24 protein-coding genes are annotated in these 22912 nt (G+C 64.7%); 15 read left to right on the top strand and 9 right to left on the bottom strand.

Features of this window, described 5'->3' with window-relative positions; translation table 11 throughout:
• Nucleotides 1–52: 52 nt before the first annotated feature.
• Nucleotides 53–1501, bottom strand: coding sequence for a sensor histidine kinase (locus EYV96_RS07590; RefSeq protein ID WP_131150836.1), 1449 nt, complete (start codon nt 1499–1501; stop codon nt 53–55).
• Nucleotides 1498–2178, bottom strand: coding sequence for a response regulator (locus tag EYV96_RS07585; protein WP_131150835.1), 681 nt, complete (start codon nt 2176–2178; stop codon nt 1498–1500). The genes EYV96_RS07590 and EYV96_RS07585 overlap by 4 nt, the downstream gene beginning before the upstream one ends.
• Nucleotides 2179–2424: 246 nt before the next feature.
• Here EYV96_RS07585 and EYV96_RS07580 point away from each other — a divergent pair, with 246 nt between their 5' ends.
• The 7 genes from EYV96_RS07580 to EYV96_RS07550 all read left to right on the top strand — a co-directional run bounded on the left by EYV96_RS07580 (nt 2425) and on the right by EYV96_RS07550 (nt 10369).
• On the top strand, nt 2425–3096 hold the full coding sequence (locus tag EYV96_RS07580) for a PepSY-associated TM helix domain-containing protein (RefSeq protein ID WP_131150834.1): 672 nt from the start codon (nt 2425–2427) through the stop codon (nt 3094–3096).
• Between the two features lie 31 nt (nt 3097–3127).
• On the top strand, nt 3128–3643 hold the full coding sequence (locus EYV96_RS07575) for a DUF2271 domain-containing protein (protein WP_131150833.1): 516 nt from the start codon (nt 3128–3130) through the stop codon (nt 3641–3643).
• 60 nt (nt 3644–3703) lie between these two features.
• Nucleotides 3704–4516: a DUF4198 domain-containing protein gene (locus EYV96_RS07570; RefSeq protein ID WP_131150832.1), complete on the top strand. Its 813-nt coding sequence runs from the start codon at nt 3704–3706 to the stop codon at nt 4514–4516.
• An 8-nt stretch (nt 4517–4524) separates the two neighbouring features.
• Complete coding sequence (locus EYV96_RS07565) at nt 4525–5475, top strand: FAD:protein FMN transferase (RefSeq protein WP_131150831.1); 951 nt, start codon at nt 4525–4527, stop codon at nt 5473–5475.
• An 8-nt stretch (nt 5476–5483) separates the two neighbouring features.
• Entirely contained in the window at nt 5484–7076 is a 1593-nt protein-coding gene (locus tag EYV96_RS07560) for a sulfite reductase subunit alpha (protein ID WP_131150830.1), read from the top strand.
• Nucleotides 7077–7181: 105 nt separating this feature from the next.
• Nucleotides 7182–9464, top strand: a complete 2283-nt coding sequence (locus EYV96_RS07555) for a M1 family metallopeptidase (protein ID WP_131150829.1) — start codon at nt 7182–7184, stop codon at nt 9462–9464.
• Nucleotides 9464–10369, top strand: coding sequence for a hypothetical protein (locus EYV96_RS07550; protein ID WP_131150828.1), 906 nt, complete (start codon nt 9464–9466; stop codon nt 10367–10369). Before EYV96_RS07555 ends, EYV96_RS07550 begins: the two co-directional genes overlap by 1 nt.
• A 94-nt stretch (nt 10370–10463) precedes the next feature.
• On the opposite strand, the gene EYV96_RS07545 is transcribed toward EYV96_RS07550, so the two are convergent.
• The 4 genes from EYV96_RS07545 to EYV96_RS07530 all read right to left on the bottom strand — a co-directional run bounded on the left by EYV96_RS07545 (nt 10464) and on the right by EYV96_RS07530 (nt 12500).
• Nucleotides 10464–11030 carry a HutD/Ves family protein gene (locus tag EYV96_RS07545; protein ID WP_131150827.1) on the bottom strand — a complete coding sequence of 189 codons (567 nt, stop codon included), beginning with the start codon at nt 11028–11030 and terminating at the stop codon, nt 10464–10466.
• A complete protein-coding gene (locus EYV96_RS07540) occupies nt 11027–11566 on the bottom strand; it encodes a GNAT family N-acetyltransferase (protein WP_131150826.1) in 540 nt (179 codons plus the stop codon). The genes EYV96_RS07545 and EYV96_RS07540 overlap by 4 nt, the downstream gene beginning before the upstream one ends.
• Before the next feature lie 7 nt (nt 11567–11573).
• Nucleotides 11574–12050 carry an SET domain-containing protein gene (locus EYV96_RS07535; RefSeq protein ID WP_131150825.1) on the bottom strand — a complete coding sequence of 159 codons (477 nt, stop codon included), beginning with the start codon at nt 12048–12050 and terminating at the stop codon, nt 11574–11576.
• A gap of 114 nt (nt 12051–12164) precedes the next feature.
• A complete protein-coding gene (locus tag EYV96_RS07530) occupies nt 12165–12500 on the bottom strand; it encodes a ComEA family DNA-binding protein (protein ID WP_131150824.1) in 336 nt (111 codons plus the stop codon).
• Between the two features lie 217 nt (nt 12501–12717).
• Between EYV96_RS07530 and EYV96_RS07525 the strand changes: the two genes are divergently transcribed.
• The 4 genes from EYV96_RS07525 to hemN all read left to right on the top strand — a co-directional run bounded on the left by EYV96_RS07525 (nt 12718) and on the right by hemN (nt 17374).
• A complete protein-coding gene (locus tag EYV96_RS07525) occupies nt 12718–14142 on the top strand; it encodes a M20 family metallopeptidase (RefSeq protein ID WP_131150823.1) in 1425 nt (474 codons plus the stop codon).
• An 89-nt stretch (nt 14143–14231) separates the two neighbouring features.
• Nucleotides 14232–14957 (top strand): YggS family pyridoxal phosphate-dependent enzyme, encoded by a 726-nt coding sequence (locus EYV96_RS07520; protein ID WP_131151535.1) that lies wholly within the window; start codon nt 14232–14234, stop codon nt 14955–14957.
• A 226-nt stretch (nt 14958–15183) separates the two neighbouring features.
• Nucleotides 15184–15840: a C40 family peptidase gene (locus tag EYV96_RS07515; protein WP_131150822.1), complete on the top strand. Its 657-nt coding sequence runs from the start codon at nt 15184–15186 to the stop codon at nt 15838–15840.
• Between the two features lie 133 nt (nt 15841–15973).
• Nucleotides 15974–17374 carry an oxygen-independent coproporphyrinogen III oxidase gene (gene hemN, locus EYV96_RS07510; RefSeq protein WP_131150821.1) on the top strand — a complete coding sequence of 467 codons (1401 nt, stop codon included), beginning with the start codon at nt 15974–15976 and terminating at the stop codon, nt 17372–17374.
• Nucleotide 17375: 1 nt separating this feature from the next.
• Here the strand turns inward: hemN and azu are convergent, their stop codons facing one another.
• The gene (azu, locus tag EYV96_RS07505) at nt 17376–17828 is read right to left on the bottom strand and encodes an azurin (RefSeq protein ID WP_131150820.1); all 453 of its coding nucleotides are present in this window, start codon (nt 17826–17828) and stop codon (nt 17376–17378) included.
• 157 nt (nt 17829–17985) lie between these two features.
• On the opposite strand from azu, the gene EYV96_RS07500 reads away from it, so the two are divergent.
• From EYV96_RS07500 to EYV96_RS07485, 4 genes are all read left to right on the top strand, one after another.
• A complete protein-coding gene (locus tag EYV96_RS07500) occupies nt 17986–18645 on the top strand; it encodes a glutathione S-transferase family protein (protein ID WP_131150819.1) in 660 nt (219 codons plus the stop codon).
• Nucleotides 18646–18672: 27 nt separating this feature from the next.
• Nucleotides 18673–19377: a DUF899 family protein gene (locus EYV96_RS07495; protein ID WP_131150818.1), complete on the top strand. Its 705-nt coding sequence runs from the start codon at nt 18673–18675 to the stop codon at nt 19375–19377.
• A gap of 148 nt (nt 19378–19525) precedes the next feature.
• Entirely contained in the window at nt 19526–19858 is a 333-nt protein-coding gene (locus EYV96_RS07490; RefSeq protein ID WP_131150817.1) for a YnfA family protein, read from the top strand.
• Between the two features lie 13 nt (nt 19859–19871).
• The gene (locus EYV96_RS07485; RefSeq protein ID WP_131150816.1) at nt 19872–20447 is read left to right on the top strand and encodes a manganese efflux pump MntP; all 576 of its coding nucleotides are present in this window, start codon (nt 19872–19874) and stop codon (nt 20445–20447) included.
• Here EYV96_RS07485 and EYV96_RS07480 read toward each other — a convergent pair.
• Nucleotides 20444–21088, bottom strand: coding sequence for a Rossmann-fold NAD(P)-binding domain-containing protein (locus EYV96_RS07480; RefSeq protein WP_131150815.1), 645 nt, complete (start codon nt 21086–21088; stop codon nt 20444–20446). The two genes, EYV96_RS07485 and EYV96_RS07480, sit on opposite strands and share 4 nt — an antisense overlap.
• Before the next feature lie 92 nt (nt 21089–21180).
• On the bottom strand, nt 21181–22836 hold the full coding sequence (locus tag EYV96_RS07475; protein WP_131150814.1) for a M28 family peptidase: 1656 nt from the start codon (nt 22834–22836) through the stop codon (nt 21181–21183).
• Nucleotides 22837–22912: the final 76 nt, after the last annotated feature.

Raw genomic sequence — 22912 nt, 5'->3', positions numbered from 1 at the left:
AAAAGGGGCGCTCCGCAAGGGGCGCCCCTTTTGTTTGCGTCGGTCGCCGGGGCTAGGCCTGATCGCCGCCCACTGCCGGAAAGGCGACCTCGACCCTCAGGCCACCCAGCGTGCTGGCCAGGTAACGCACCTTGGCGCCATGTCGCTCGGCAATGCGCTGCACGATGGCGAGGCCGAGTCCGGTGCCTTCCTCGTTGCTGCCCGGAACGCGGAAGAAGCGCTCGCCGAGCCGGCTGAGAAACGAGGCCGGCACGCCGGGCCCGTTGTCTTCCACGCTCAGGATGACGTGCTTGTCCTGGCGGGCAACGGCGACGGTGACTTCGGCATGGCGTCCCGCGTAGCGAAGGCTGTTGTCCAGGAGGTTGTCGACCAGCTCCTGGAGGCTGGCCAGGTCGCCCTCGATCCATACCGGATCCGAAGGGCCCTCATAGCCCAGATCCACGCCGGCGGCGATCGCTTCGTGCACGCGCAATGCAAGGATTTCGGGAATGAGGCGTGCCAGATTCACGGCGCGATGGGAGGAAGCATCGCGTTCGGGCGACTGCGCGCGCGTCAGGGCGAGCAATTGCGTCGATGTGCGGGTCGCGCGTTGCGTCAGCCGGTTGATGTGCTGGAGTGCATCGCGCACCGTTTCTGGCGACGGATCGCTTTGCGCGCGCTCAACGTGTACGCGCAGGCCCGCCAGTGGCGTGCGCAACTGATGCGCGGCATCCGCGATAAAACGCTCCTGCAGGGCAAGCATGCCGCGTAACCGGCCAAACAGCGCGTCGATCGTACGGGTCAACGGAAGAATTTCCACTGGCACGTCTTCATCGCCGATGGGGGCGAGATCGTGCTCGCGCGTGGCCAGTCGCGTGGTCAGCGGCTCGAGTTGGCGCAAGCCCACGCGCACGCCGATCCACACCAGCACGAACACGGCAGCAATCAGCAACGCCTGCGCGGGAATGCTGAGCAGGAGGATTTCGCGGGCACGCAGGCGGCGGTCGCGCAGCGTCTCGGCCACGGTGATGACCAGCTGGTCACCGACTTCGTCGCCGTTTTCAATGATGGCGCTGGCGGCACGCAGGCGGCGCTCCCCATCCTGCGCGTCGAACAGTTTCGGTTCGCCGTTGATGGTCAGGTTGAGACCCGGTGGCGGGGCCAGTTTGTTACTGCCGGCCAGCACGCCGTAGCGCCGGCTGGTGATGCTGAAATAGTTGATGCTGTTGTGGCCTTCCGGGTCGTACTGCAGCAGGAAGCGGGCCTGGTCGGATATGGGGCCGTCGGTGTCCTGGTTGCGCATCATCTGCACCAGCGTTTCGGTGCTGCCTTGCAGGTCACGGTCGTGGACGTGATTGGAGTAGATCAACGCGCCGGCATAGGTAATGAGGCTCTCGACGAGCAACAGCACCATCAGGGGAATCAGCAGGAAGGCGAGCAGGCGCCGCCGGAGGCTCTGGCGGCCATCCGGTTCGAGCTTTCGATACAGCCAGGGCTGGCGCGAGTGCCCGGCATCGCTCATGCGACGCCGTCCTTGGCCTCTTCCAGCAGATAGCCCAGGCCCCGGATGGTGCGGACCTGGGTGCCGGATTCGGACAGCTTGCGGCGCAGCCGGTAGATGGCGATATCCAGGCCGTTGTCGGTCAGCTCCTCATCCCAGTTACACAGAGCCTCGACCAGCTGCGCGCGGCTGGTAACACGGTCCGGCCGGGCGGCGAGGGCTTCAAGCAGGCCGAACTCGCGGGCGGTCAGTTCCAGAGGGTCTTCCCCGACCCAGGCGCGGTGGCCGGGCAGGTCCAGTCGCAGCTTGCCCAGAACCAGTTCCGGCGCGCCCTGCGAGGTGTACCGACGCAGCAGCGCGCGGACGCGGGCCTCGAACTCGGCCAGGGCGAAGGGTTTGACGAGGTAGTCATCCGCGCCAAGGTCCAGCACGCGCACGCGTTCTCGCAGGCCTTCGCGGGCCGTCACCACCAGCACCGGCAAGCCACTGCCGCGTTTGCGTACCCGTTGCAGCACTTCGCTGCCGTCCAGCTGGGGCAGGCCCAGATCGAGCACCAGCAGGTCATACGGCGTGTCGCGCAGGGCCGCATCGGCGCGGGCGCCGTCGGCTACGTGATCAACCGCATGGCCGCTCTGGCGCAGCGATGCACTGACGCCGGCGGCGATGGCCGGATCGTCTTCGGCAATCAGGATGCGCATGTCGTCCTCCGTTGACGCGATGGGCCGGCGTGGGGATGGCCGGACCGGGGTGGTAAAAATTGCGAGTGATTCTCATTTGTGCCACTATCCGCGACCATGCCGCTGCGGTATCGCCGGCAGCTTAAAACCGTTCCCGCGACGTAGCGAGCGCCCATGCTGGGTCGGTTCGCTTCCGGGACGGTTTCGAGCCAGGTGGCGGTCAGGTGGGACACGACGCAAGCGGGGCAGTTCACGGCTCGCCCGCACATGAAGGTTTGGCTACGGGCGGAACGGATGGACGGGGATCGGACAAGCTTGCACAGACCGGCGCGGCCGCAGCGGGCCTTCTGGCTCAAGCAACTGCATCGCTGGCACTGGATCAGTTCCGCGCTCTGCCTGATCGCCATGCTGCTGTTCGCCATCACCGGCATCACGCTCAACCACGCTGCGCAAATTGAAGCCAGGCCGAAGACCGAGCATCGCCAGGCGCAGTTACCGGCGCCGCTGCTCCGGGTCATTGAAGGTGAGGACGAGCGCAAGGGCCAGGTGCTTCCTGCGTCCATCGTCGACTGGGCGAGCACGCAGGTGAAGGTGAGCCTGGACGGTCGCAAGGCCGACTGGTCGTCCGACGAGATCTATGTGTCGATGCCACGGCCGGGCGGCGATGCCTGGCTGAGCATCGATCGCCTCTCCGGCAAGGTCGAATACGAAACCACGACGCGCGGCTGGATCTCCTACCTCAACGACCTGCACAAGGGCCGCAACGCGGGCCCGGTGTGGGGCTGGTTCATCGATATTTTCGCGCTGGCCTGCGTGATCTTTTCCGTCACCGGCCTGTTGTTGCTGAAGATGCACGCCGCGCAGCGCGGCGCGACCTGGCCGCTGGTGGCGTTTGGCCTGGTGCTGCCGCTGGTGCTCGCGCTGCTGTTCATCCATTGATTCAACTACTGACCCACGAGCGTCCCCCGACATGCGCCGTCTGACTCTTTCGATTCCCGCCCTTCTCATTGCCGCGCCGGTGCTGGCCGCCGATCTCAACGTCACGGTGCAGATTCCGCAGCTGGATGTCGCCGAGTACCACCGTCCCTACACGGCGGTGTGGATCGAGCGCGAAGACCACAGCGTCGCCGCGCAGCTGGCCGTCTGGTATGCGCAGAAGGAAACCAAGGAGGGTGCGGGCACCAAGTGGTTGCCGGAGCTGCGCCAGTGGTGGCGTCGTGGTGGCCGCGACCTGCAGATGCCGGTCGACGGCGTATCCGGCGCGACGCGACCGGCGGGCCAGCAGCAGCTGAAGTTCCAGGAAGGCAAGGCGCCGCTGAACACGCTGGCGCCCGGCAAGTACGAGCTCGTCGTCGAAGCCGCACGCGAAGTCGGCGGTCGCGAAGTGGTGCGCGTGCCATTTAGCTGGCCGGTCAGCGCGCCGCAGCAGCTCGATGCCAAGGGCAGTTCCGAGCTGGGCGCCGTCAAGGTCGACCTGGTTCCCTGATTTCATTTTTGCTCGCGCATCTGCGCGGACCCACCGACTTCACCCTTCGGGAGTAGCGACATGTTCAAGCGTTCTCTGACCCTTACCGCCATGGCCCTGGCCTTCGCGCTGCCTATGGCCGCTCAGGCACACAAGATGTGGATGGTGCCCTCGGCCACCAACGTGTCCGGCGCCGATCCGTGGGTGACGGTGGATGCGGCCGTCTCCAATGACCTGTTCTATCCCGATCACGTGCCGGGCGATCTGTCGCGCCTGGTGATCACGGCACCGGATGGCCAGCCGGTGAAGGCGGAGAACACCAACACCGGCAAGTACCGCAGCGAATTCGATGTGCATCTGACCCAGCAGGGCACGTATCGCATTGCCATGGTCAATGAAGGCATCTTTGCCAGCTACGAAATGGACGGCCAAAAGAAGCGCTGGCGCGGTGACGCGGCCGGCCTTGCCAAGGAGCTGCCGGCGGGTGCGAAGAACGTCGAAGTGAGCGAAGCAGTCAATCGCGTCGAGACCTTCGTCAGCAACGGCAAGCCGAACGAAAGCGCCCTGAAGCCGACGGGCAAGGGCATCGAGCTGGTGCCGGTCACCCACGTCACGGACCTGGTTGCCGGTGAAGGCGCAACCTTCCAGCTGTTGATCGATGGCAAGCCGGCGAGCGACATGAAGGTCACGGCGATTGCGGGTGCCACGCGCTACCGCAATGCGCAGGACGAATTCGAGGCGACCACCGGCAAGGACGGCAAGTTCACGCTGAACTGGCCGAAGGCCGGCATGTACTGGATCAACGCCAGCACGCAGGACAACAAGACCAGCGTGAAGCAGGCCAAGCAGCGTCGCCTGTCGTACTCGGCCACGCTGGAAGTGCTGCCGCAGTAAAGCGCCCCATGTCGCTGACGGTCGAGTCGCTGTCGGGCGACACCATGGGAACCACCTGGTCGGCACGCGTCGTCGTGCCGGCCGGCGTCTCGCTGGATGACTTGCAGGCGGGCGTGCAGGCGCAGCTGGATCGCGTCGACGCGCAGATGAGCACGTATAAGGCCGACTCCGATCTGTCGCGCTTTAACCAGGCGCCGGCCCAAACCTGGGTGGCCTTGCCCGGCGAGTGCTTTGCCGTCGTTCAGTACGCTTTGCGTGTGGCCGAACTCACCCAAGGCGCCTACGACCCGACGGTTGGTCCGCTGGTCAATGCCTGGGGTTTCGGCCCCGATGGCGTGCGTGCCGATGCACCGCCGGATTCGGTATGGATGGCAGCACGCTCACGCGTCGGCTGGCAACGTGTCCTGCTTCGCGAGTCCACTTGCGAGGCATGGCAAGCCGGCGGCACGTATCTCGATCTGTCGTCGGTCGCCAAAGGCTTCAGTGTCGATGTCGCGGGCGCGTGGTTGACGGCGCAAGGGATCGAGGCCTGGCTGATGGAAGTGGGTGGTGAAATGAAAGGGCACGGGCGCAAGCCCGATGGCATGCCATGGCGTGTGGGCATCGAATGGCCCGACGGGTCGGGGCAGCACAGCCAGATTGTGCCGCTGGAAGGGCGCGCGATTGCCACGTCCGGCAACTACCGCCGCCATTTTGCGCAAGGGCAACAGCACTTCGCGCATCACATCGACCCACGCAGCGGCATGCCGAGCCAGAACCGCGTGGCGTCGGTCAGCGTTCTGGCGAACAGCGCGATGGAAGCGGATCCCTGGGGCACGGCGATGACCGTTCTCGGGCCGGATCGCGGGCTGTCCCTGGCTCGCGAGCTCAGGCTGGCCGTGCTGATTTACGTGCAGGTCGCCGACGATTTCGACGAGCGCATGTCGTCAGCCTTCGCTGAAGCACTGCGCGCGGGTTAGGGCGAGACATGCGCGATCGGGCCTTGTGGGGCAATGTTGGTCTGGGCGCGGTGCTGGTTGGCATCGCCGCTTGGCTGTGGATGTTGCATGTCGGTGGCACGCCATGGACCTGGCCTGATGCCAGTCGCATCGGGATGGCTGTCGGCGTCATCGCGCTTTGGCTGGGTTTGACGTGGGCGCTGGCGCGTGCGCGGCGACCGCGGGTCGCGGTGGATGTGCCGTCACACACGGGCACGGGAACGCTGCTGATCGCCTGTGCGAGTCAGACCGGCTTTGCCGACCAGCTGGCGCAGCAGACCGAACTCAGTCTTGTGCAGGCGGGCATGCGCGTGCAGCGCGCCGAGCTCGGTAGCCTGACCGATGCCGATCTGCGCAACGCGGGCCGCGTGCTGTTCGTGGTCAGCACGACCGGAGAAGGCGATGCACCCGATAGTGCGGCGCGCTTCTCCGATCAGACGATGCGGGCGCCACGCGACCTGCACGGCGTCACCTACGGCGTGCTCGCCCTGGGTGATCGCGACTACGAAGACTTCTGTGGCTTCGGCCGGCGACTGCATCACTGGCTGGTTCAAAGTGGCGCGCAGCCGCTGTTCGATCCGGTGGAAGTGAACAACGGAGACGATGGAGCGTTGCGCCACTGGCAGCATCATCTGTCGGTGCTTAGTGGCGCGGTCGATCTTCCCGACTGGCAGCGTCCCGCGTACCAGACGTGGACCCTGCGCGAACGCCAGCACCTGAATCCGGACAGCCTCGGAGAGGCGTGCTATCACCTGGTGCTTGAGCCGCGCGAGGCCATCACGTGGCAGGCGGGCGATATCGCCGAAGTGGAGCCCCGTCATTCGGCAACCAGCGTGCAGGCATGGCTGGATCGCGCGGGTGTCGATGGCGCGCTCATGGCGGACGGGGAAAGCCTGCGCTCACGCATGTCGCGCAGCTACCTGCCGACGTTGCCGCTGACTTCAGGTGACACTGCCACGCTTCTGGCCAGCCTGAAGAATCTCCCGCATCGCGAGTATTCCATCGCCTCGCTTCCGGCCGACGGCGCCGTGCATTTGCTGGTCCGCCAGATGTGGCGCGACGACGGGCAACTGGGCCTGGGTTCCGGATGGCTGACATCGGGCGCGCAGCCAGGCGACGAGGTCGCGTTGCGCATCCGGGCCAATCCACAGTTCCATGCGCCGGCAGGCGATGTCCCGATGATCCTGATTGGCAACGGGACGGGCCTGGCGGGCCTGCGTGCCTTGCTCAGGCAACGCGAATCGACCGGCCATCATCGGAACTGGCTGGTCTTCGGCGAACGTCAGGCGGCCCGCGATTTCTTCCATCGGGAAGATATCGAGCGCTGGCAAAGGGAGGGGCACCTTCAGCGGCTGGACCTTGCGTGGTCCCGCGATCCCGGCAATGGGCGCTATGTCCAGCAATGCTTGCGTGATGCGGCGGATGAGGTGCGCCACTGGGTCGACCAGGGCGCGGCCTTGTTCGTTTGCGGCAGTCTCGCCGGCATGGCCCCAGGCGTGGACGCTGCCCTGCGCGACATCCTTGGCGAAAGCGCCGTTGAGCAATTGCGCATCGACGGCCGATACCGCCGGGACGTCTATTGATCGTCCCGGCGCGCTCCGGCTTTCGACGCCAAACCATGACCTCTGGCCTATGCCGGCGCTGCCGTCGATAGCGCACGCTGGCGGCTTGTTTCGGGGAGATACAACATGGGGAAACAGTGGGGCAGGTACGGCTGCCTGGGTCTGGTGCTGGCGCTCGCCGCATCGGTCGCAGCCACCGCACAGGATGCGGCGACACCCGCGACACCGGCCAGCAGCAAGGCGCCGGTCACAACGACCAAACCCGTCGTCAACGCCACGCCGCCAAGCGCGGACGCTGCGGCAGCGCCGGTTGTCGAACAGGACATTCCGCTCGCCGGTTACGGCGCGGCTGGCGTCAAGGAGCCAAGCAGCCCACAAGCCTGGGGCGGTGAGCGCACCGGCCAGGAAGCGACCTTGTCGGATCGCGTCGTCAGCTATCGCATCGATGCCGAACTGGATGCCGCCAGGCATGCGGTAACCGGCAAGCAGCAGATGACCTGGCGCAACCGCAGCGATCGTCCGGTACGCAGCGTGTACCTGCACATGTACCTCAATGCATTCAAAAACCAGGGCAGCACGTTCTTCACCGAGCGTAACGTCCTGACCGCGCATGGTCATTCGCGTGGTGCGGCCGTGCTGGAAAAAGGGCAGTGGGGCCACATCGACCTGCAGCGCGTGCAGCAAGGCGAGAACTCGCTGAAGTGGGCGTTCGTGCAGCCCGACGGTGGCCCGAAGTCCGACCAGACGGTGGTGCGCGTTGACCTGGCGCAGCCGGTTGGCGCCGGCGAAACGCTGACGCTCGACATCGACTTCCTCAGCCAGCTGCCTCGCGTCGTTGAGCGCACCGGCTGGTGGGGAGATTTCAATCTCGTCGCGCAATGGTTCCCGAAGATCGCGGTGCTGGAACTGCCGGGTGAGCGCGGAGCGAAGCAGGTGCAGTGGAACGCGCATGAGTTCCACTTCAACAGCGAGTTCTACGCTGACTTCGGCAGCTACGACGTGCGCATGACGGTGCCGTCCGACTACACCGTCGGTGCGGTCGGCGAGCAGCAAGGCGAGCCGGTGCAGAACGGCGGCAAGACGACCTATCACTTCATGCAGGGCGACGTGCACGATTTCGCCTGGGTGGCGGCGAAGGGTTTCCGCACGATGGATACGACGTACAGCGGCCCGGGCGTTCCCAAGGTGGCCGTGCGCGTGATCTATCCGCCGGAGTACGAGGCCAGTGCCCAGCCGGTGATGAAGGCAACGACCGACTCACTGGAGTATTTCTCCCGCACGCTCGGCGCCTATCCGTACAAGACCGTGACGGCGGTGGTGCCTCCGTACAACGCCTCCGAAGCTGGTGGCATGGAGTATCCGACGTTCTTCACGGCGGAGGGTTACAAGAAGATCGATCCGCGTACGGCTGACCAGTACATGATCGACTTCGTCACCATTCACGAATTCGGCCACGGCTATTTCTACGGCCTGCTGGCCTCGAACGAATTCGAAGAGCCGATGCTGGACGAAGGCCTCAATGAGTACTGGGACCAGCGCATGCTTCGCGAACGCAAGCAGCCGCTGCTGGTGCCGAGCTCGTTCCTGGCCGACCTCGGCATCCGCCCGCAGATGGATGTCTTCGTGCAGGAGCGTCTTGGCGCCGGCCTGAAGTCGCCCTACGATCCGCTGTCGCAGAACGCCTGGATCCGCTTCTCCAGCAGCAGCTACGGCACCGTGTATTCGCGCACGGCCACGGCGATGCATGACCTTGAAGAACGTCTGGGCACGCCCGTGCTCGAGCGCGCGTTCAAGGAGTACTACAAGCGCTGGCACTTCCGTCATCCGTCCGCGGCCGATTTGCGCCAGACCCTGATCGACGTCTCGGGCAACGCGCGCGCGGTCAATGAAATCTTTGACCAGTATGTCTATGGCACGGCGATGATCGACGACCGCATTGCGTCCATCGATAACGACGAAGTGCTGCCTCTGGCCGGCGTGTTCGACGAGAACGGCACGCGCACGGAAGTGGTGTCGGATGATCTGGACAAGAAGCTCGACAAGCAGCGCAAGGCATGGGAGAAGGCGCATCCGGATGCAAAGAAGGGTGAAGGTCCGTTCCCGTGGCGCGGCACTGTCACGGTAGTGCGCGATGGCGCACAGGTGCCGCAGCTGCTTCGCGTCACTTTTGCCGATGGTTCGCACGAGGACGTGAAGTGGGACGATGAGCGCAAGTGGGCTCGTTTCGTGTTCGAAAAGCCGTCGAAGATCGTGTCGGCGGAACTCGATCCGGATCGGAAGATCCTGCTCGATGCCAACAAGCTCAATGACAGTCGCACCGTAGAGGCGCATCCGGCCGCAGCCCGTCGCTGGACCTCCGATGTCACGGCCCTGCTTCAGGCCTTCTACTCCTTCCTGGTGACGCTGTGATGGCTTACAAGAACGCTCGTCGTGTTTCCATGGGCGCCCTGTTCGGGGCGTTGTTCCAGGCCCTGCAGTGGCGCTTGTTGCTGCTATGGATCGTGTTGATGCTGATCCCGGCCATCGTGGTGGCGTTGCCGCTGATGGGCTCGTTGAACGACATGCTCAGCCATTCGGTGCATGCCGACAGCTTTGCGGCCGGTTTCGATGCCCTGATGTTTGGCGAAGTCGTGCGCGGAATTTCGGACAGTAGCAACGCCATTCGTGGTGCGGTCGCTGCGGGCGTGATCATCACTCTGCTGCTGTCGCCGCTGTTCAACGGCATGATTGTCGGCTCCGGTCGTGCGGGACAGTCGCTGGGCTTCAGCACCCTGTGGCAGAGCGGTTTCGTCGAGTACGGCCGCATGTTCCGCTTGATGTTGTTGTCACTGGTACCGTTCGCGATCGCCGCGTTCGTGATCAAGACCGGGTCGGGCTTCGTCGATGACAAGGCCGATCAGGCCGTGCTGGAAGCGCAGGCCACGGCGGCCAGACACACGATGATGTGGGTGACGGGTCTGGTTGTCGTGCTTGCTCATGTCATCGCCGAGTCGGCGCGCGCTGCCTATATCGCCGATCCGCAGCTGCGTTCGGCGTTGGTGGCCCTGGGACGCGGATTCATGCAGCTGTTGCGTCGACCCCTGAGCAGCGTCTTTGCGTTCCTGCTGGTGTCCGTCATTGGGTTCGGCATTGCGTTCGCGCTCGGCGTGGCGCGCGCCCATACCACGGCATTTGGTGGCATGAATCTGCTGCTGGCCTTCGTGCTCACCCAGTTGGTGGTGTTGGCGATCGGCTGGACTCGCATTGCGCGCCTGTTCTCGCTGGCGGTGGTGGCACGTTCACTGGGGATGGGGCGCCGCGGCGCGGCACTGTGATCCCGGCACGTTGACGCAGGAGCGGCGAGGTTGCCGCTCCAAAAAAAGCCGGTGGTCATGCCACCGGCTTTTTTGTGTGCATTGCGCGGTCGCTTCAGTGGTTCAGGCGAACCAGGACGATTTCGCCGCCGCCATCAATGCGCCAGCTTTGCCCGCCAACGGGCTCGATCCAGGCGGATTCACCCTGCGCGAGCGGCAGCTGTTCGTCACCGGTCTTCAGCGTGGCCTGGCCCGCGAGCACGTGCATGAACCAGCGTGCCGAAGTCGAGCCGCTCATGACCATGGCGCCGTTCAAGGGCCGGGCGATGACTTCGCCTTCCGCCTGTCCGCGCAGCATCAGGTTGAAGGCGCGCGTGGGTCCATCGGCCAGTACGGCGCGCGGTGCGTCGACGCCGTCGAAGCTTGCGCGCTGCAAGCGCAGGAGTGGCGTCACCTTGTCATGGGCAAAGTGCAGGCTGACCGGCGCGTCCAGCGGCACGAACTGGCGGCGGGTATCGGCCAGGGTGGAAAAATCGCTGTCCTGGTCGATCTGAGCCAGACTCAGGCGCCATTGCCACGCACTGCCATCTGGCCCCGTGGCAAGCACCGTAGTGGATCCACCGCCGTTGGCCCAGGGTTCGACGCGCAAGGCGTCGGTGGGCAGGCGGTGGAGTTGCGTCACGCGTAGGCCCGGCGCTGTTCGCGGAAGGGCGGGTAGTAGGCGAAGACGTGGTTATGGCAACCGCAGAAATCGCGGTCTTCGATGTGTTCGCCGCCAATGCGTTCGGCCAGGCGATCGGAGACTTCGTTGCCGATGCGCACCAGGCTGATGACGCGAGGCACATGCAGGTTGCGCCACGCAAATTCGAGAATCGCCTGACAGGCTTCGGTGGCGTAGCCCTGGTGACGATGCCGGGTCTTGAGCATCCAGCCCAGTTCCAGATCAGGCCAGCCTTCCGGATTCATCAGGCCGGCGCGCCCAAGGAACTCGCCCGTGATCCGGTCCTCAATCGCCCACATGCCGTACCCGCGCAACTGCCAGTGTCCCAATAGCATCGCGAGGGAGCGCCATGCATGGCCGCGGTCCAGCGGTTCGCCATCACCGACCCAGCGGGTGGCCTGGGGATCGGCAAGCATTTCGGCGTAGTCGTCGAAGTGACGGCCATCCAGCGCCACCAGTTTCAGGCGCTCGGTTTCGAGGGTAGGGATTTCGAACATCACGGCATCAAGCAAAGGCGGCGCCGTCCACGAGAGCGGACAGGGCACGGGTAGAGAGGGCGAGGCTTTCCGCCCAGGAGAGACCGACGATTTTTTCACCAGTCTGGCTATCGACGAAGTCCTCTTCCTGGCCCGGAGGCAGGAGGTGGCGGTAGTCGATGGTCACTTCGGTGCCGGCGGGAAGGTCGCGCGAGGCGAAGACGAAGCCCAGGTGCCAGAGGCCCGTGGGCGAGAAGCTGTGGTTGAGATAGCACTCGTCCGGCCAGTCCGGCGAGACGGTATAGCGATCCTCGAACCAGCGCGCGCTCGCGTAGAGCTGCGACTTCAGGGCGGGGTCGGCCATCAGCTGGCCCAGGGACCAGGTGCTTTCAATGGTGTCGGGTGCGGTGATCACCCGTCCGGCTGCCACGTCCTCTTCCAGGAACAAGCCTTTGCCGGCGCCCCCGATACCCGAGGCGGCGATGCGGTAGCGCGGAAGAATCATGGCAATAAAAGTGCACACGGCGTGAAGGCGTGCGCAGTGTAGCGCAACCGGCACAGTCCGCCAGTGGCTGGCCGGTCGCAGTTGGGGTGAGATTTTTCCTTAGGTGGCGGCTACTTACTTGGCGGCCGGTTGAGCGGGTGTCGCCTTCGCGGCCGCTGGCGCAGGTCGTTTGGTCGTTGTCGGGCGGTTCTCGGCGACCTGGATGTAGCTGCGGTTTCGTTCCAGGGTATCGGCGCCGATGCCCTTGATCTGGGCCAGCTCATCCACGTTCTTGAAGGGACCGTTGGTTTCGCGCCAGGCGACGATGGCGCTGGCTTTGGAAGGCCCGATGCCGTCAAGCGACTGGGCGATGGTGGCCGCGTCGGCCGTGTTGACGTTGACCGGCGTGCCGGCCTGGGCAGAAAGCGAAACAACCAGCGCCATGGCGCCGGCGGCAAATTTGCGAAGCATGATGAGTCCTTCATGTGGGGGAACGCGGCACCTTCCGTGCCGCCCGAGCACCTTGCCTGTCGGCCGCGCAAAGGAATGCCGGTGTCCGGCGGATCGCCGGGTCCGTGGGGTGCCCGCCTTCGTGTGGGGGACAGCGCCTGCTTTGTCGGTCCCTACGTGGGCTTGATAGGTCGCACTGTTACAATGCGAGTTTTCCCGATCACCTAGGAGTCGCCTCATGGATACCGCCCGTCTTTCCAAGTTTGTCAGCGGTCTGTGGGATGACGAGATCGTGCCGCAGCTGGTCGAGTACATCCGTATTCCCAACAAGTCGCCGATGTTCGATCCGAAGTGGCAGGAACACGGCTACATGGATGCCGCCGTTAAGTTGATGGAAACCTGGGCGCGCTCCAAGCTCGCCAAGCTGCCGGGTGCGACCCTCGACGTGGTCCGCCTGGAAGGCCGCACGCCACTCATCTATATCGAAGTCCCGGGCCAGAACGACGACACCGTCGTGCTCTACGGCCACCTGGACAAGCAGCCGGAGATGACAGGCTGGGCCGACGGCCTCGGTCCGTGGACGCCGGTCATCAAGGGCGACAAGCTTTACGGCCGTGGTGGCGCGGATGACGGCTATGCCATCTTCGGCTCACTCGCCGCGCTGCTCGCGCTGCAGGAGCAGGGCATCCCGCACGCGCGTTGCGTGATCATGATCGAAGCCTGCGAAGAGTCGGGCAGCTACGACCTGCCGTTCTATGTCGATCACCTGGCCGACCGCATCGGCAACCCGTCGCTGGTGGTGTGCCTGGACTCGGGCTGCGGCAACTACGACCAGCTGTGGCTGACCACCTCGCTGCGCGGCATGACCGGCGGCGAGCTGACCGTGCAGGTGCTGGAAGAGGGCGTGCATTCGGGTGATGCCTCGGGCGTGGTGCCGTCCAGTTTCCGCATCCTGCGCGAGCTGCTGTCGCGCCTGGAAGATCCGGAAACCGGCACGATCAAGCCGAAGGAGTTGTACGTCGACGTCCCGCCGCAGCGCATCGAACAGGCGAAGAAGTCCGCCGAAGTGCTGGGCACGGCCGTCTACGACAAGTTCCCCTTCGTGAAGGGCATGCAGCCGGTCACCGAAGATCTCACCGAGCTGGTACTCAACCGCACCTGGCGTCCGCAGCTGGCAGTCACCGGCGTCGACGGCATGCCGCCGCTTGAAAGCGCGGGTAACGTGTTGCGTCCGAAGACGGCCGTGAAGCTCAGCCTGCGCGTCCCGCCGACGCTGAGCGGGTCCAAGGCCGGTCAGTTCGTCAAGCAGTTGCTTGAGAAGGACCCGCCGTACGGCGCAAAGGTCACCTTCAAGCTGGAGAAGGACGGCAGCGGCTGGAATGCGCCGCAGTTGTCGCCGTGGCTGGAAAGCGCGGTGGCCGAGGCTTCGCAGAACCATTTCGGCGCCCCGGCGGCTTACATGGGTGAGGGCGGCAGCATCCCGTTCATGGGCATGCTGGGCGAGAAGTTCCCGAAGGCGCAGTTCCTGATCACCGGCGTGCTCGGCCCGCATTCCAATGCACACGGTCCGAACGAGTTCCTGCACATTCCCACCGGCAAGAAGGTGAGCATGGTGGTGGCTGAGGTGGTCGCCCGCCACTTTGTCGAGAACGGCAAGGCGTAAGGCCTGGAATACGAGTGTGCGCCGCGTCGTCCGCACGGCGGTGCGCGGCGCACGCTTCCCTTTCCTCCCGAGCTGACGCGTTCGACGACATGCCCAACGAAACCGCCCACCTGGCCGCCAACCTGGCGGCTATCCGCCAAGGCATCGACGCGGCCTGCCGCCAGGCCGGCCGCGACCCGTCCGAGGTGACCTTGCTGCCGGTCAGCAAGACCTTTGGTCCGGATGTCATTCGAGCCGCCGTTGGCCTTGGCCAGCATCGCTTCGGTGAAAACAAGGTCCAGGAGATCCGCGACAAGGCACCTGTCCTGGCGGACTGCGGCATCGACTGGGTGATGATCGGTCACCTTCAGACCAACAAGGCCAAGGACGTGGCGCGCCTGGCCAGCGAGGTGCAGTCGCTGGACCGCATGGATCTGGCCGAAGCCCTCGATCGACGCCTCCAGTTGGAAGGTCGAACCATGGACGTGCTGGTCCAGGTGAAAACCTCCAGTGAGGAGAGCAAATATGGCCTGGCACCCGACGCGCTCCTGCCATTCCTCGAGCAACTGAAGACCTTCGGCACCCTCAGGCCCCGCGGCCTGATGACCCTCGCCATCCATTCCACGGATCCGGTTGAGGTGCGCTCCTGCTTCCGCCGCCTGCGCGAACTGCGCGACCAGGCCCAGGCGGAAGGCTTTGATATACCCCGGCTTTCCATGGGGATGAGCGGTGATTTTCCGATCGCGATTGCCGAGGGTTCGACCGAGGTCCGGATCGGCACTTCGATCTTCGGCCTACGCCCCTACGGCGACGCTTATTACTGGCCTGAAACATAAATCGAGTTCATTAACACGCCGAATTGACCATTCGCGAGCGCATGTTCCTGATGTGAATCAGTCGTTTACATGAAGGTTCTATGAAAAATGCCTTTCTGAAACGATGGAGTTCAGTTAACAGGGATCGAACATACGGCCTATATCCCTTTGCTAAGTTCACTCCTTCATCACGGTCGTCGGCAGTGCAGGCGGCTAATCACATGAACAGCAAAGGGATTTCTCCCGCATGCCAATCAAGCGATTGACCGTAAACTCAGTGCTGGTAGCTGCGCTCCTTGCGTCCGCTCCGCTTTTCGCCAGCCCGAGTCAGACCCAGATTGCACCGGCAGTCGCCACCGTTACTCCGTCGCTCCAGAACCAGCTGTCGATCTTCGCTCCGGCCCCGGTTCTCAGTCAGTCCGTCCTCCCCGCTGCTCCTGCCATCGCTGACAGTGCGTCGTCGGCCGATATCGGTGATGCCGGGATGGCGAACGCCAGCGACCTGCGCAAGACCCTGATTGGCCTCGCCATGAAGCTGCGCGATATCCGTTACGTTCGTGGCGGTCGCGATCCCTCCACCGGTTTCGACTGCAGCGGCTTCGTTCGCTACGTTTTCGCCCATGCTGTCGGCATGGAACTCCCGGCCAATTCGGCTTCCCAGTTCCTCGCCGGCCTGAAGGTCAACCGCTCCGAGATGAAGCCGGGTGACCTGGTGTTCTTCCGGACCGCCGGTCGCCGTGGCCAGGGCCGTATCTCGCACGTCGGCATCTATATCGCCAACGGCCAGTTCATCCATTCGCCGTCGCGCGGCAAGACCGTGCGCGTGGACAGCCTCGAGGAATCCTATTGGGCCAAGCGCTTCGCCGGCGCCAAGCGTCCGGAAGCGATGGCTCAGAACGGCTGATTCCACCGGTTTCCGCAGTCCAGGGCCGCCCCATAGGGCGGCCTTTTTTGTGCGACCTCTTGCCACGGCGGTAAGCGCCCGAGGCTTGATCTGGATCAGTCGCGTGCCCAGCGCGCGATCCCAGACTGCGTCCATGTGCCCAGCCACCGACCTTCCTGCGTACGAGCCGTCGCTCATCCAGCGCTACGACGTCCCCGGCCCGCGTTACACGAGCTATCCGACGGCGCCGCAGTTCCGGCCTGACTTCGGCGAAGCGGCACTGCGCGAAGCGGCCGCGGTGTCGAATCGCGAGCCGCTGCCGCGACAGCTCTCCTTGTATGTGCACGTGCCGTATTGCATGAGCCCGTGCTTCTACTGCGGCTGCAACCGGCTGATCACGCGTGACATCACCAAGGCGGATCGCTACCTGGAGCGGCTGTTCCGCGAGATCGACCTTACGGGCTCGCTGTTCGACCGGGACCGGGCGGTGCGTCAGCTGCATTTCGGCGGAGGCACGCCCAACTTCCTCGACTTGCCGCGGATGGCGGCGTTGGTGGGCCGGCTGGCTGAGCGCTTCAGTTTACTTTCCGGCCAGGAACGCGAATACGGGATCGAACTGGATCCACGCTACTGCGGCGGCGATTACGTGCGTGGATTGGGTGAGCTCGGCTTCAATCGCGTCTCGGTGGGCATCCAGGACTTCGACCCGGACGTGCAGGTGGCCGTGAATCGCATCCAGAGCGTCGCCCAGACGCGCGAGGTGCTCGACGCCGCCCGCGCTTCTGGATTCACCTCGTGCAGCGTGGACCTGATCTACGGACTGCCACGCCAGACCCTGGCCGGCTTCGGGCGGACCCTGGGTGAAGTGATCGCGCTGGCACCTCACCGAATTGCCGTCTACGGCTATGCGCACCTGCCGGACCTGTTCAAGGCGCAGTCCCAGATCGATGCCGCCGAGCTGCCCGATGCCAGCACGCGCCTGGAACTGTTCGGACTGGCCCTGCGTCGCCTGAGCGAGGCCGGTTACGTCTACGTCGGCATGGATCACTTTGCCCGCGCCGATGATGAGCTGGTGCGCGCCCAGCGTGCCGGCACGCTGCAGCGCAACTTCCAGGGTTATTCCACGCATGGCGATTGCGACATCGTGGGCCTGGGCGTCAGCGCGATCGGCCGGGTAGGGGACACCTATAGCCAGAACGAACGCGACCTGGGCGCATACTTTGCAGCCATCGATGCCGGGCGGCTGCCGGTCGCCAAAGGCCTGCGACTGAGTCAGGACGACCTCATGCGTCGCGAACTGATCGGCGAACTGATGTGCCTGGGGAGTGTCGACATGGGGGCATTCGGCGTTCGCCACGGGCTCGATTTTCCCGTGTACTTCGACGCTGAGCTGCGCCGCCTGGCGCCGCTGGTCAAGGATGGCCTGGTCGAGTGCGACGAAAGCATGGTCCGGGTGACCCCGCGCGGCCGTTTGCTCCTGCGCAATATCGCCATGTGCTTCGACGCCTATCTCCACGCGGCCGCCGAGCCGCGCCGCTTCTCGCGCGCTATCTAGGTCAGGGGTTCACCACCAGCCGGCCCGTCTGGTGCTCGCCATGGCCCGGGTACGAGCAGAAGTACACATAGGGTTCGCCTGCGCGAAGCGACAGCGTCGAAAAGGTCACGGCCCCACGCTGGCCGGCCTTGACCAGTGCCGTGGCGCCCAAGATCCGGTGATCACCCCGCGCCACGTAGTTCCTGTCCATGCCGGCCCTGAGCCCGTCCGCGATGACGGCGGCGCGGTCCTGTTCACGCGTCAGGACCCAGTTGTGACTGGTGACGGCCTGGTCGGGCCGGCCGGCATGGTGAACCGTCACCGTGACGTCCGGGCAAACCCCGGGCACCTCCACCCGATTCGGGCTGAATCGCAGCGCGTCGTCTGCTTCGATCCTGAATTCACACACGTTGCCGCCCGGGGCGGCTAGCGTGGAAGCGACCAGTAGCCTGGCAGCAAGCCATGGAAGTGGCATGGGATTCGTCGGCTCCGTTCCGGCAAAAGCGTCGGAGCTTGGCGAGTCCGGGGCGCAGGTGCCCTGATCTGGATCAGTCGTGGATGAGGCGAAAGGTGTTGTCGATTCGGCGCGAGCCCATTCGTCGACAGGTGGAAGGCTTACTCAAGGAGATCACATGTCGCTCAAGCTCTATGCCCACCCGTTCTCGTCCTACAGCCAGAAGGCGCTGGTCGCCCTCTATGAGAACGACACGCCATTCGAGTGGTGTGAACTCGAAAGCCACTCTCCCCACCATCTGGCCGAGTTCGCCAGGATGTGGCCGATCAAGCGTTTCCCGTTGCTGGTCGATGGTGACCGGGTGGTGGTCGAGGCGAGCACGATCATCGAACACCTGGGCCTTTATCACCCGGGCCCCGTCAGCCTGCTCCCGGCCGATCCCAAAGCAGCGCTGGAAGTGCGCAGCATGGATCGCTTTTTCGACAACTACGTATCCACGCCGCAGCAGATGATCGTGTTCGATGCGATTCGCCCCGAAGAGCATCGCGATCCCTACGGCGTGGCGAAGTCGCGCGAGATGCTGGATACGTCCTATGCATGGCTGGACGCATGGATGGCCGAACGCACCTGGGCTGCGCACGAGCAATTCAGCATGGCCGACTGCGCCGCCGCACCGTTCCTGTTCTACGCGGACTGGACGCATCGCATCGATCCCAAATTCCGCCATGTTCTCGCCTATCGCACGCGATTGCTGGAGAGACCCTCGTTTGCGCGTGCGGTCGACGAAGCGCGGCGTTACCGCTCCTATTTCCCGCTCGGCGCGCCCGACCGGGACTGATCTTTTACCCCCACTGGGAGATGTCCCATGACGCAAGCCACGCCCCTGGTCCCCGCCGCGGAGCTCGCCCGTCGCAATGGCCTGACCATGCCCAACGAATCGCCGGACTACCGCCACGCACGCGATGCGCTGCTCGCCGAGGAAATCGAACTTCGTCGGCACATCGAGCGTGTGGCGGCGATGCGTCGCGCCTTGCCGCCCGGTGGCGAGGTAACGGCGAACTATCGCTTCGAAGGCGCCGAAGGTCAGCTCGATCTCGCCGGGCTGTTTCGCGATAAGTCGACGCTGGTGATCTACAACTACATGTTCGGTCCGCAGCGCGAACGCCCGTGTCCCATGTGCACCTCGTTGCTCAGTGCGTGGAACGGCGAGGCGCTGGACATGGACCAGCGCATTTCGCTGGCGGTCGTCGCGCGTTCGCCCTATGAGCGGCTGGCGGCGTTCGCCAGGGAGCGCGGCTGGAAAGACCTCCGGCTGTACAGCGACCTGAGCGGTGATTACAGCCGCGATTACCACGCTATCGATGCCAATGGCGGCGATGAGCCGGCGCTGTCGGTATTCACGCGCCGCGATGGCGTCATCCGGCATTTCTGGAGCGGTGAGATGGGGGGTGTCACGGCGGACCCGGGCCAGGATCCGCGTGGCGCGCCGGACCTCATGCCGCTTTGGACCGTGCTCGATATGACGCCTGAAGGACGTGGTAAGGACTGGTATCCGAAGCTGAACTACTGACGCCGATCCCAGGGAGCGACATGCCTGCCTGGCAGGCATGTCGCCCGCTCCTGGCCCGCGTGGGTACCCTGGCGGGTGCTTCCCCCGCGGAAAGTGCCTGCTTCGAGTCTGGCAGAATGGGCCGTTCGCTCTCGCTTCGCGGTCCCCGATGCCCGACTTCTTCAAGCAAGTGGCCTTGTTCGTCCTCACTGCGCTGGCAGAAATCGTCGGCTGCTATCTGCCGTGGCTGGTGCTGCGGGGCGGGCGCAGCGCGTGGCTCTTCGTGCCGGCGGCGTTGTCCCTGGCCGCGTTTGCCTGGCTTCTCACACTGCATCCCGCTGCGGCGGGACGCACGTACGCGGCCTATGGCGGCATCTACATCGCCGTTGCGCTGGCGTGGCTGAGAGTGGTCGACGGCGTGCGCCTCACGACGTGGGACGTCGCTGGCGCCTGCGTTGCCTTCGCGGGCATGGCCATCATCCTGCTTCAACCATCTCCCTGACTCCGGACCCTCCATGAATCCCTTGGCAATCCTCCTGCTCGGCATGGCCATGTCCACGGATGCCTTTGCCGCTGCACTCGGCAAAGGTGCCGGCATGCTGCGCCCGCGCCTGACCGAAGCCCTGCGCATCGGGCTCATCTTTGGTGTGGTCGAGGCCATCACGCCCATTGTCGGTTGGTTGCTTGGCGCTGCCGCCGCGCGCTTCATCCAGGCATGGGATCACTGGATCGCATTCGGCCTGCTCGCTGCGCTCGGCCTGCACATGATCTGGAAATCGATCTGGGGCGCGGAGGAGGAGCACGAAGAAGCGCAGGCACGTCGCAACGGTCTGCTGGCGCTGGCGCTCACCGGTCTGGCCACGAGCATCGACGCCATGGCGGTGGGCGTGGGCCTCGCCTTTGTCGACGTGAACATCCTCGTCGTCGCCGCGGTGATCGGGCTGTGCACGTTCACGATGGTGACCATCGGCATCATGGCCGGCCACGTGCTGGGCACGGTCATCGGCAAAAGGGCGGAAACGGCTGGCGGTGTCGTTTTGATCCTGGTGGGCGCGACGATTCTTTACGAACACCTGCACGGCGCTGCCTAAGCGCCGATCCGCCTCAGTTCTTCGGATTCCACCACGCGCACGCCTTCGCCGGGCGTGCAGGCCAGGCGCCAGATCGCGCGGGCAAGGGATTCCACCCGGATGCCGCGCCACCGTCCGGGCAGCAGCAAGGACAACGGCGTTGCCAGTCGCTCGCCCAGACGAAATTCCTGGCGCTGGCCGACGATCAGCGACGGGCGGACGATGGTCAGTTGCGGCCAGTCCTGCTTGCGCAACGCAAGTTCCATCTCACCCTTTACGCGGGTGTAGAACGTTCGCGCCGTGGCATCGGCCCCGAGCGAACTGATGACAACGTAGTGCCGCGCACCCAGGCGTCGCGCGCGCATGCCGATGGCCACGGGAAGATCGAAATCCGTCATGCGGAAGGCTTCGCGCGACCCGGCGTGCTTGATCGTCGTGCCGAGGCAGCAGATGGCGATATCCATGGGCGGCGTCAGGCCCGGGAGCAGGCGCTGCAGCGGGCCAACGGGATTTTCAAGTCGCGCCGCCATGGGCAAGGGGTGGCGTGTAGGCGCGACGATGCGCTGGACCGACGCATCGGCTTTCAATGCCTGCAGCACGAAGCCACCGGTCAGGCCGGTGCTTCCGGCAAGAAGCACGTGGTGGGGTGTGGTGTCAGGCATGCGGGCGATCACTGGCAGGTGTGGCAAGCAGCCTGCCACACGCAGAATTCTCCGCGCGTGATGATTTGCTCAAGAAGCGAGGTGATCCGTCGTTATTGCGTCGCCTGTGATGTCGGGCGCCGGGCGAAATCCGCGCCGGCTTTCCATTTGGGGTAGGTCGTTTCCATGGAAAGGCGCCCACCCACCATGAACAGCGCACGCAGATCCTCGACTTCGCCCTGGAGATTCCAGTGCGCTTCGTCGTTGGGCGCGTCGCCATCGAGCATGCGCAGATAGTCGCCGAAGCGCTTGTGCCCGGCGGCCGTCCCGCCCTGGACCAGATCGAGACCGGAGCGCGCGTAAAGCACGGGCACGCCATGGCTGGCGAAACTCAGCTGGTCGGAGCGATAGAACACGCCTTGCACTTCCATGTCAGCCGGCGTCAGGCGGCGATGCTGCGCGCGCAGTGCATCGGCAAAGTAATCGTCGAGATCGGATTTGCCGAAACCGATGACGGCGGCATCGCGGCTGGGCCCAAGCGTCGGCAGGGCGTCCATGTTGATGTCAGCGATGGTGTGGTCGAGCGAGATCACCGGGTGCTTGACGTAGTACTGCGAGCCGAGCAGCCCCGAGCCTTCCATGGTGAAGGCGATGAAGTACACGGTGCGATGCGCCTTCGGTGCCTTGTGAGCGAAAGCTTCGGCCATTTCCAGCAGGCCGCCGAGACCGGCGGCGCTATCGGTCGGCCCACGCAGGTGCGGGTTGGACGCGGCATCTTCCGTATGCGTCGAAAAGATGATCGCTTCATCGGGCTTCTTGCTGCCGACGACTTTGGCGATCACGTTGTGCGACACGCCATGCTGGATGGTGCTGTCAAAGCGCGTGGAAAGCTGAGCCGGAATGTTCATGGCCTTGAAGCCGCGCTCATGCGCCGCCTGCGTGGCCTTGATGAAGTCGATGCCTGCATAGGCGAACAGCGAGCGCGCCGCATCGGCATTCAGCCAGCCGGCAATGGCAGTGCGATGCGAGGAGGTACCCGGGTCGGAATAACGCGTGCCGGACCAGTGCGTCACCAGCCCGTTCCAGCCGACGCCAGCCGCCTGCGGATCGTGGATGACCAGGGCCGCCGCCGCACCATGCAGGGCGGCCTGTTCGACTTTGTAGCTCCAGCGGCCATACGTCGTGGGAATGCGGCCGCCAAACAACTGGGCGTCATTACTGTCCCAACCCGGGTCGTTGGCGAGGATAACGACCGTCTTGCCGTGAACGTCGACGCCGGCATAGTCGTCCCAGTGCTGCTCAGGCGCGACGATGCCGTAGCCGACGAAAACCAGCGAGGCTGCGTCCAGTTCCGAGTGCGCATGGCCGGCAGGGGAGTTGACCACCATGTCCTTGCCGAACGCGAGCGAGAGCGTGCCCACCGCACCGGCGACATCGAGCGTGACTTGATCCGGCTTGTCGACGGTACTCGCAATGAACGGGACATCCTGCACCCAGCGGTCGCCGTTGCCCGGCGCCACGCCGATGCGCTCAAACTGCTGCACCAGGTATTCAATCGTGCGTTGTTCGCTGGCGCTGCCGGGCGTGCGATGGCGATAAGGCTCGGATGAAAGCACGCGCACATGCGCGGCCAGATCGTTCACCATGATGCCTGGCGAAAACGTCGTGGCGCCGGGCCCGAGTTCCGAGTTGTCGGCGACGCTCGATGGATGATGCTGACATGCGGTCAACATTCCGAGCATCGCCAGCGAAGCGATCAGCCGACGCATTCCCTGTTCCAGTCAACAACCATGGGTACACTGTAGCGTTGCTGGAAGTCGCTGAAAACGCGCAAGATTCTGCGAA

This window comes from Dyella terrae (genome assembly GCF_004322705.1).
Taxonomy (GTDB): Bacteria; Pseudomonadota; Gammaproteobacteria; order Xanthomonadales; family Rhodanobacteraceae; genus Dyella_D; species Dyella_D terrae.
Note: the sequence above shows the minus strand (reverse complement) of the source record. Positions and strands in the feature narration are given on the sequence as shown.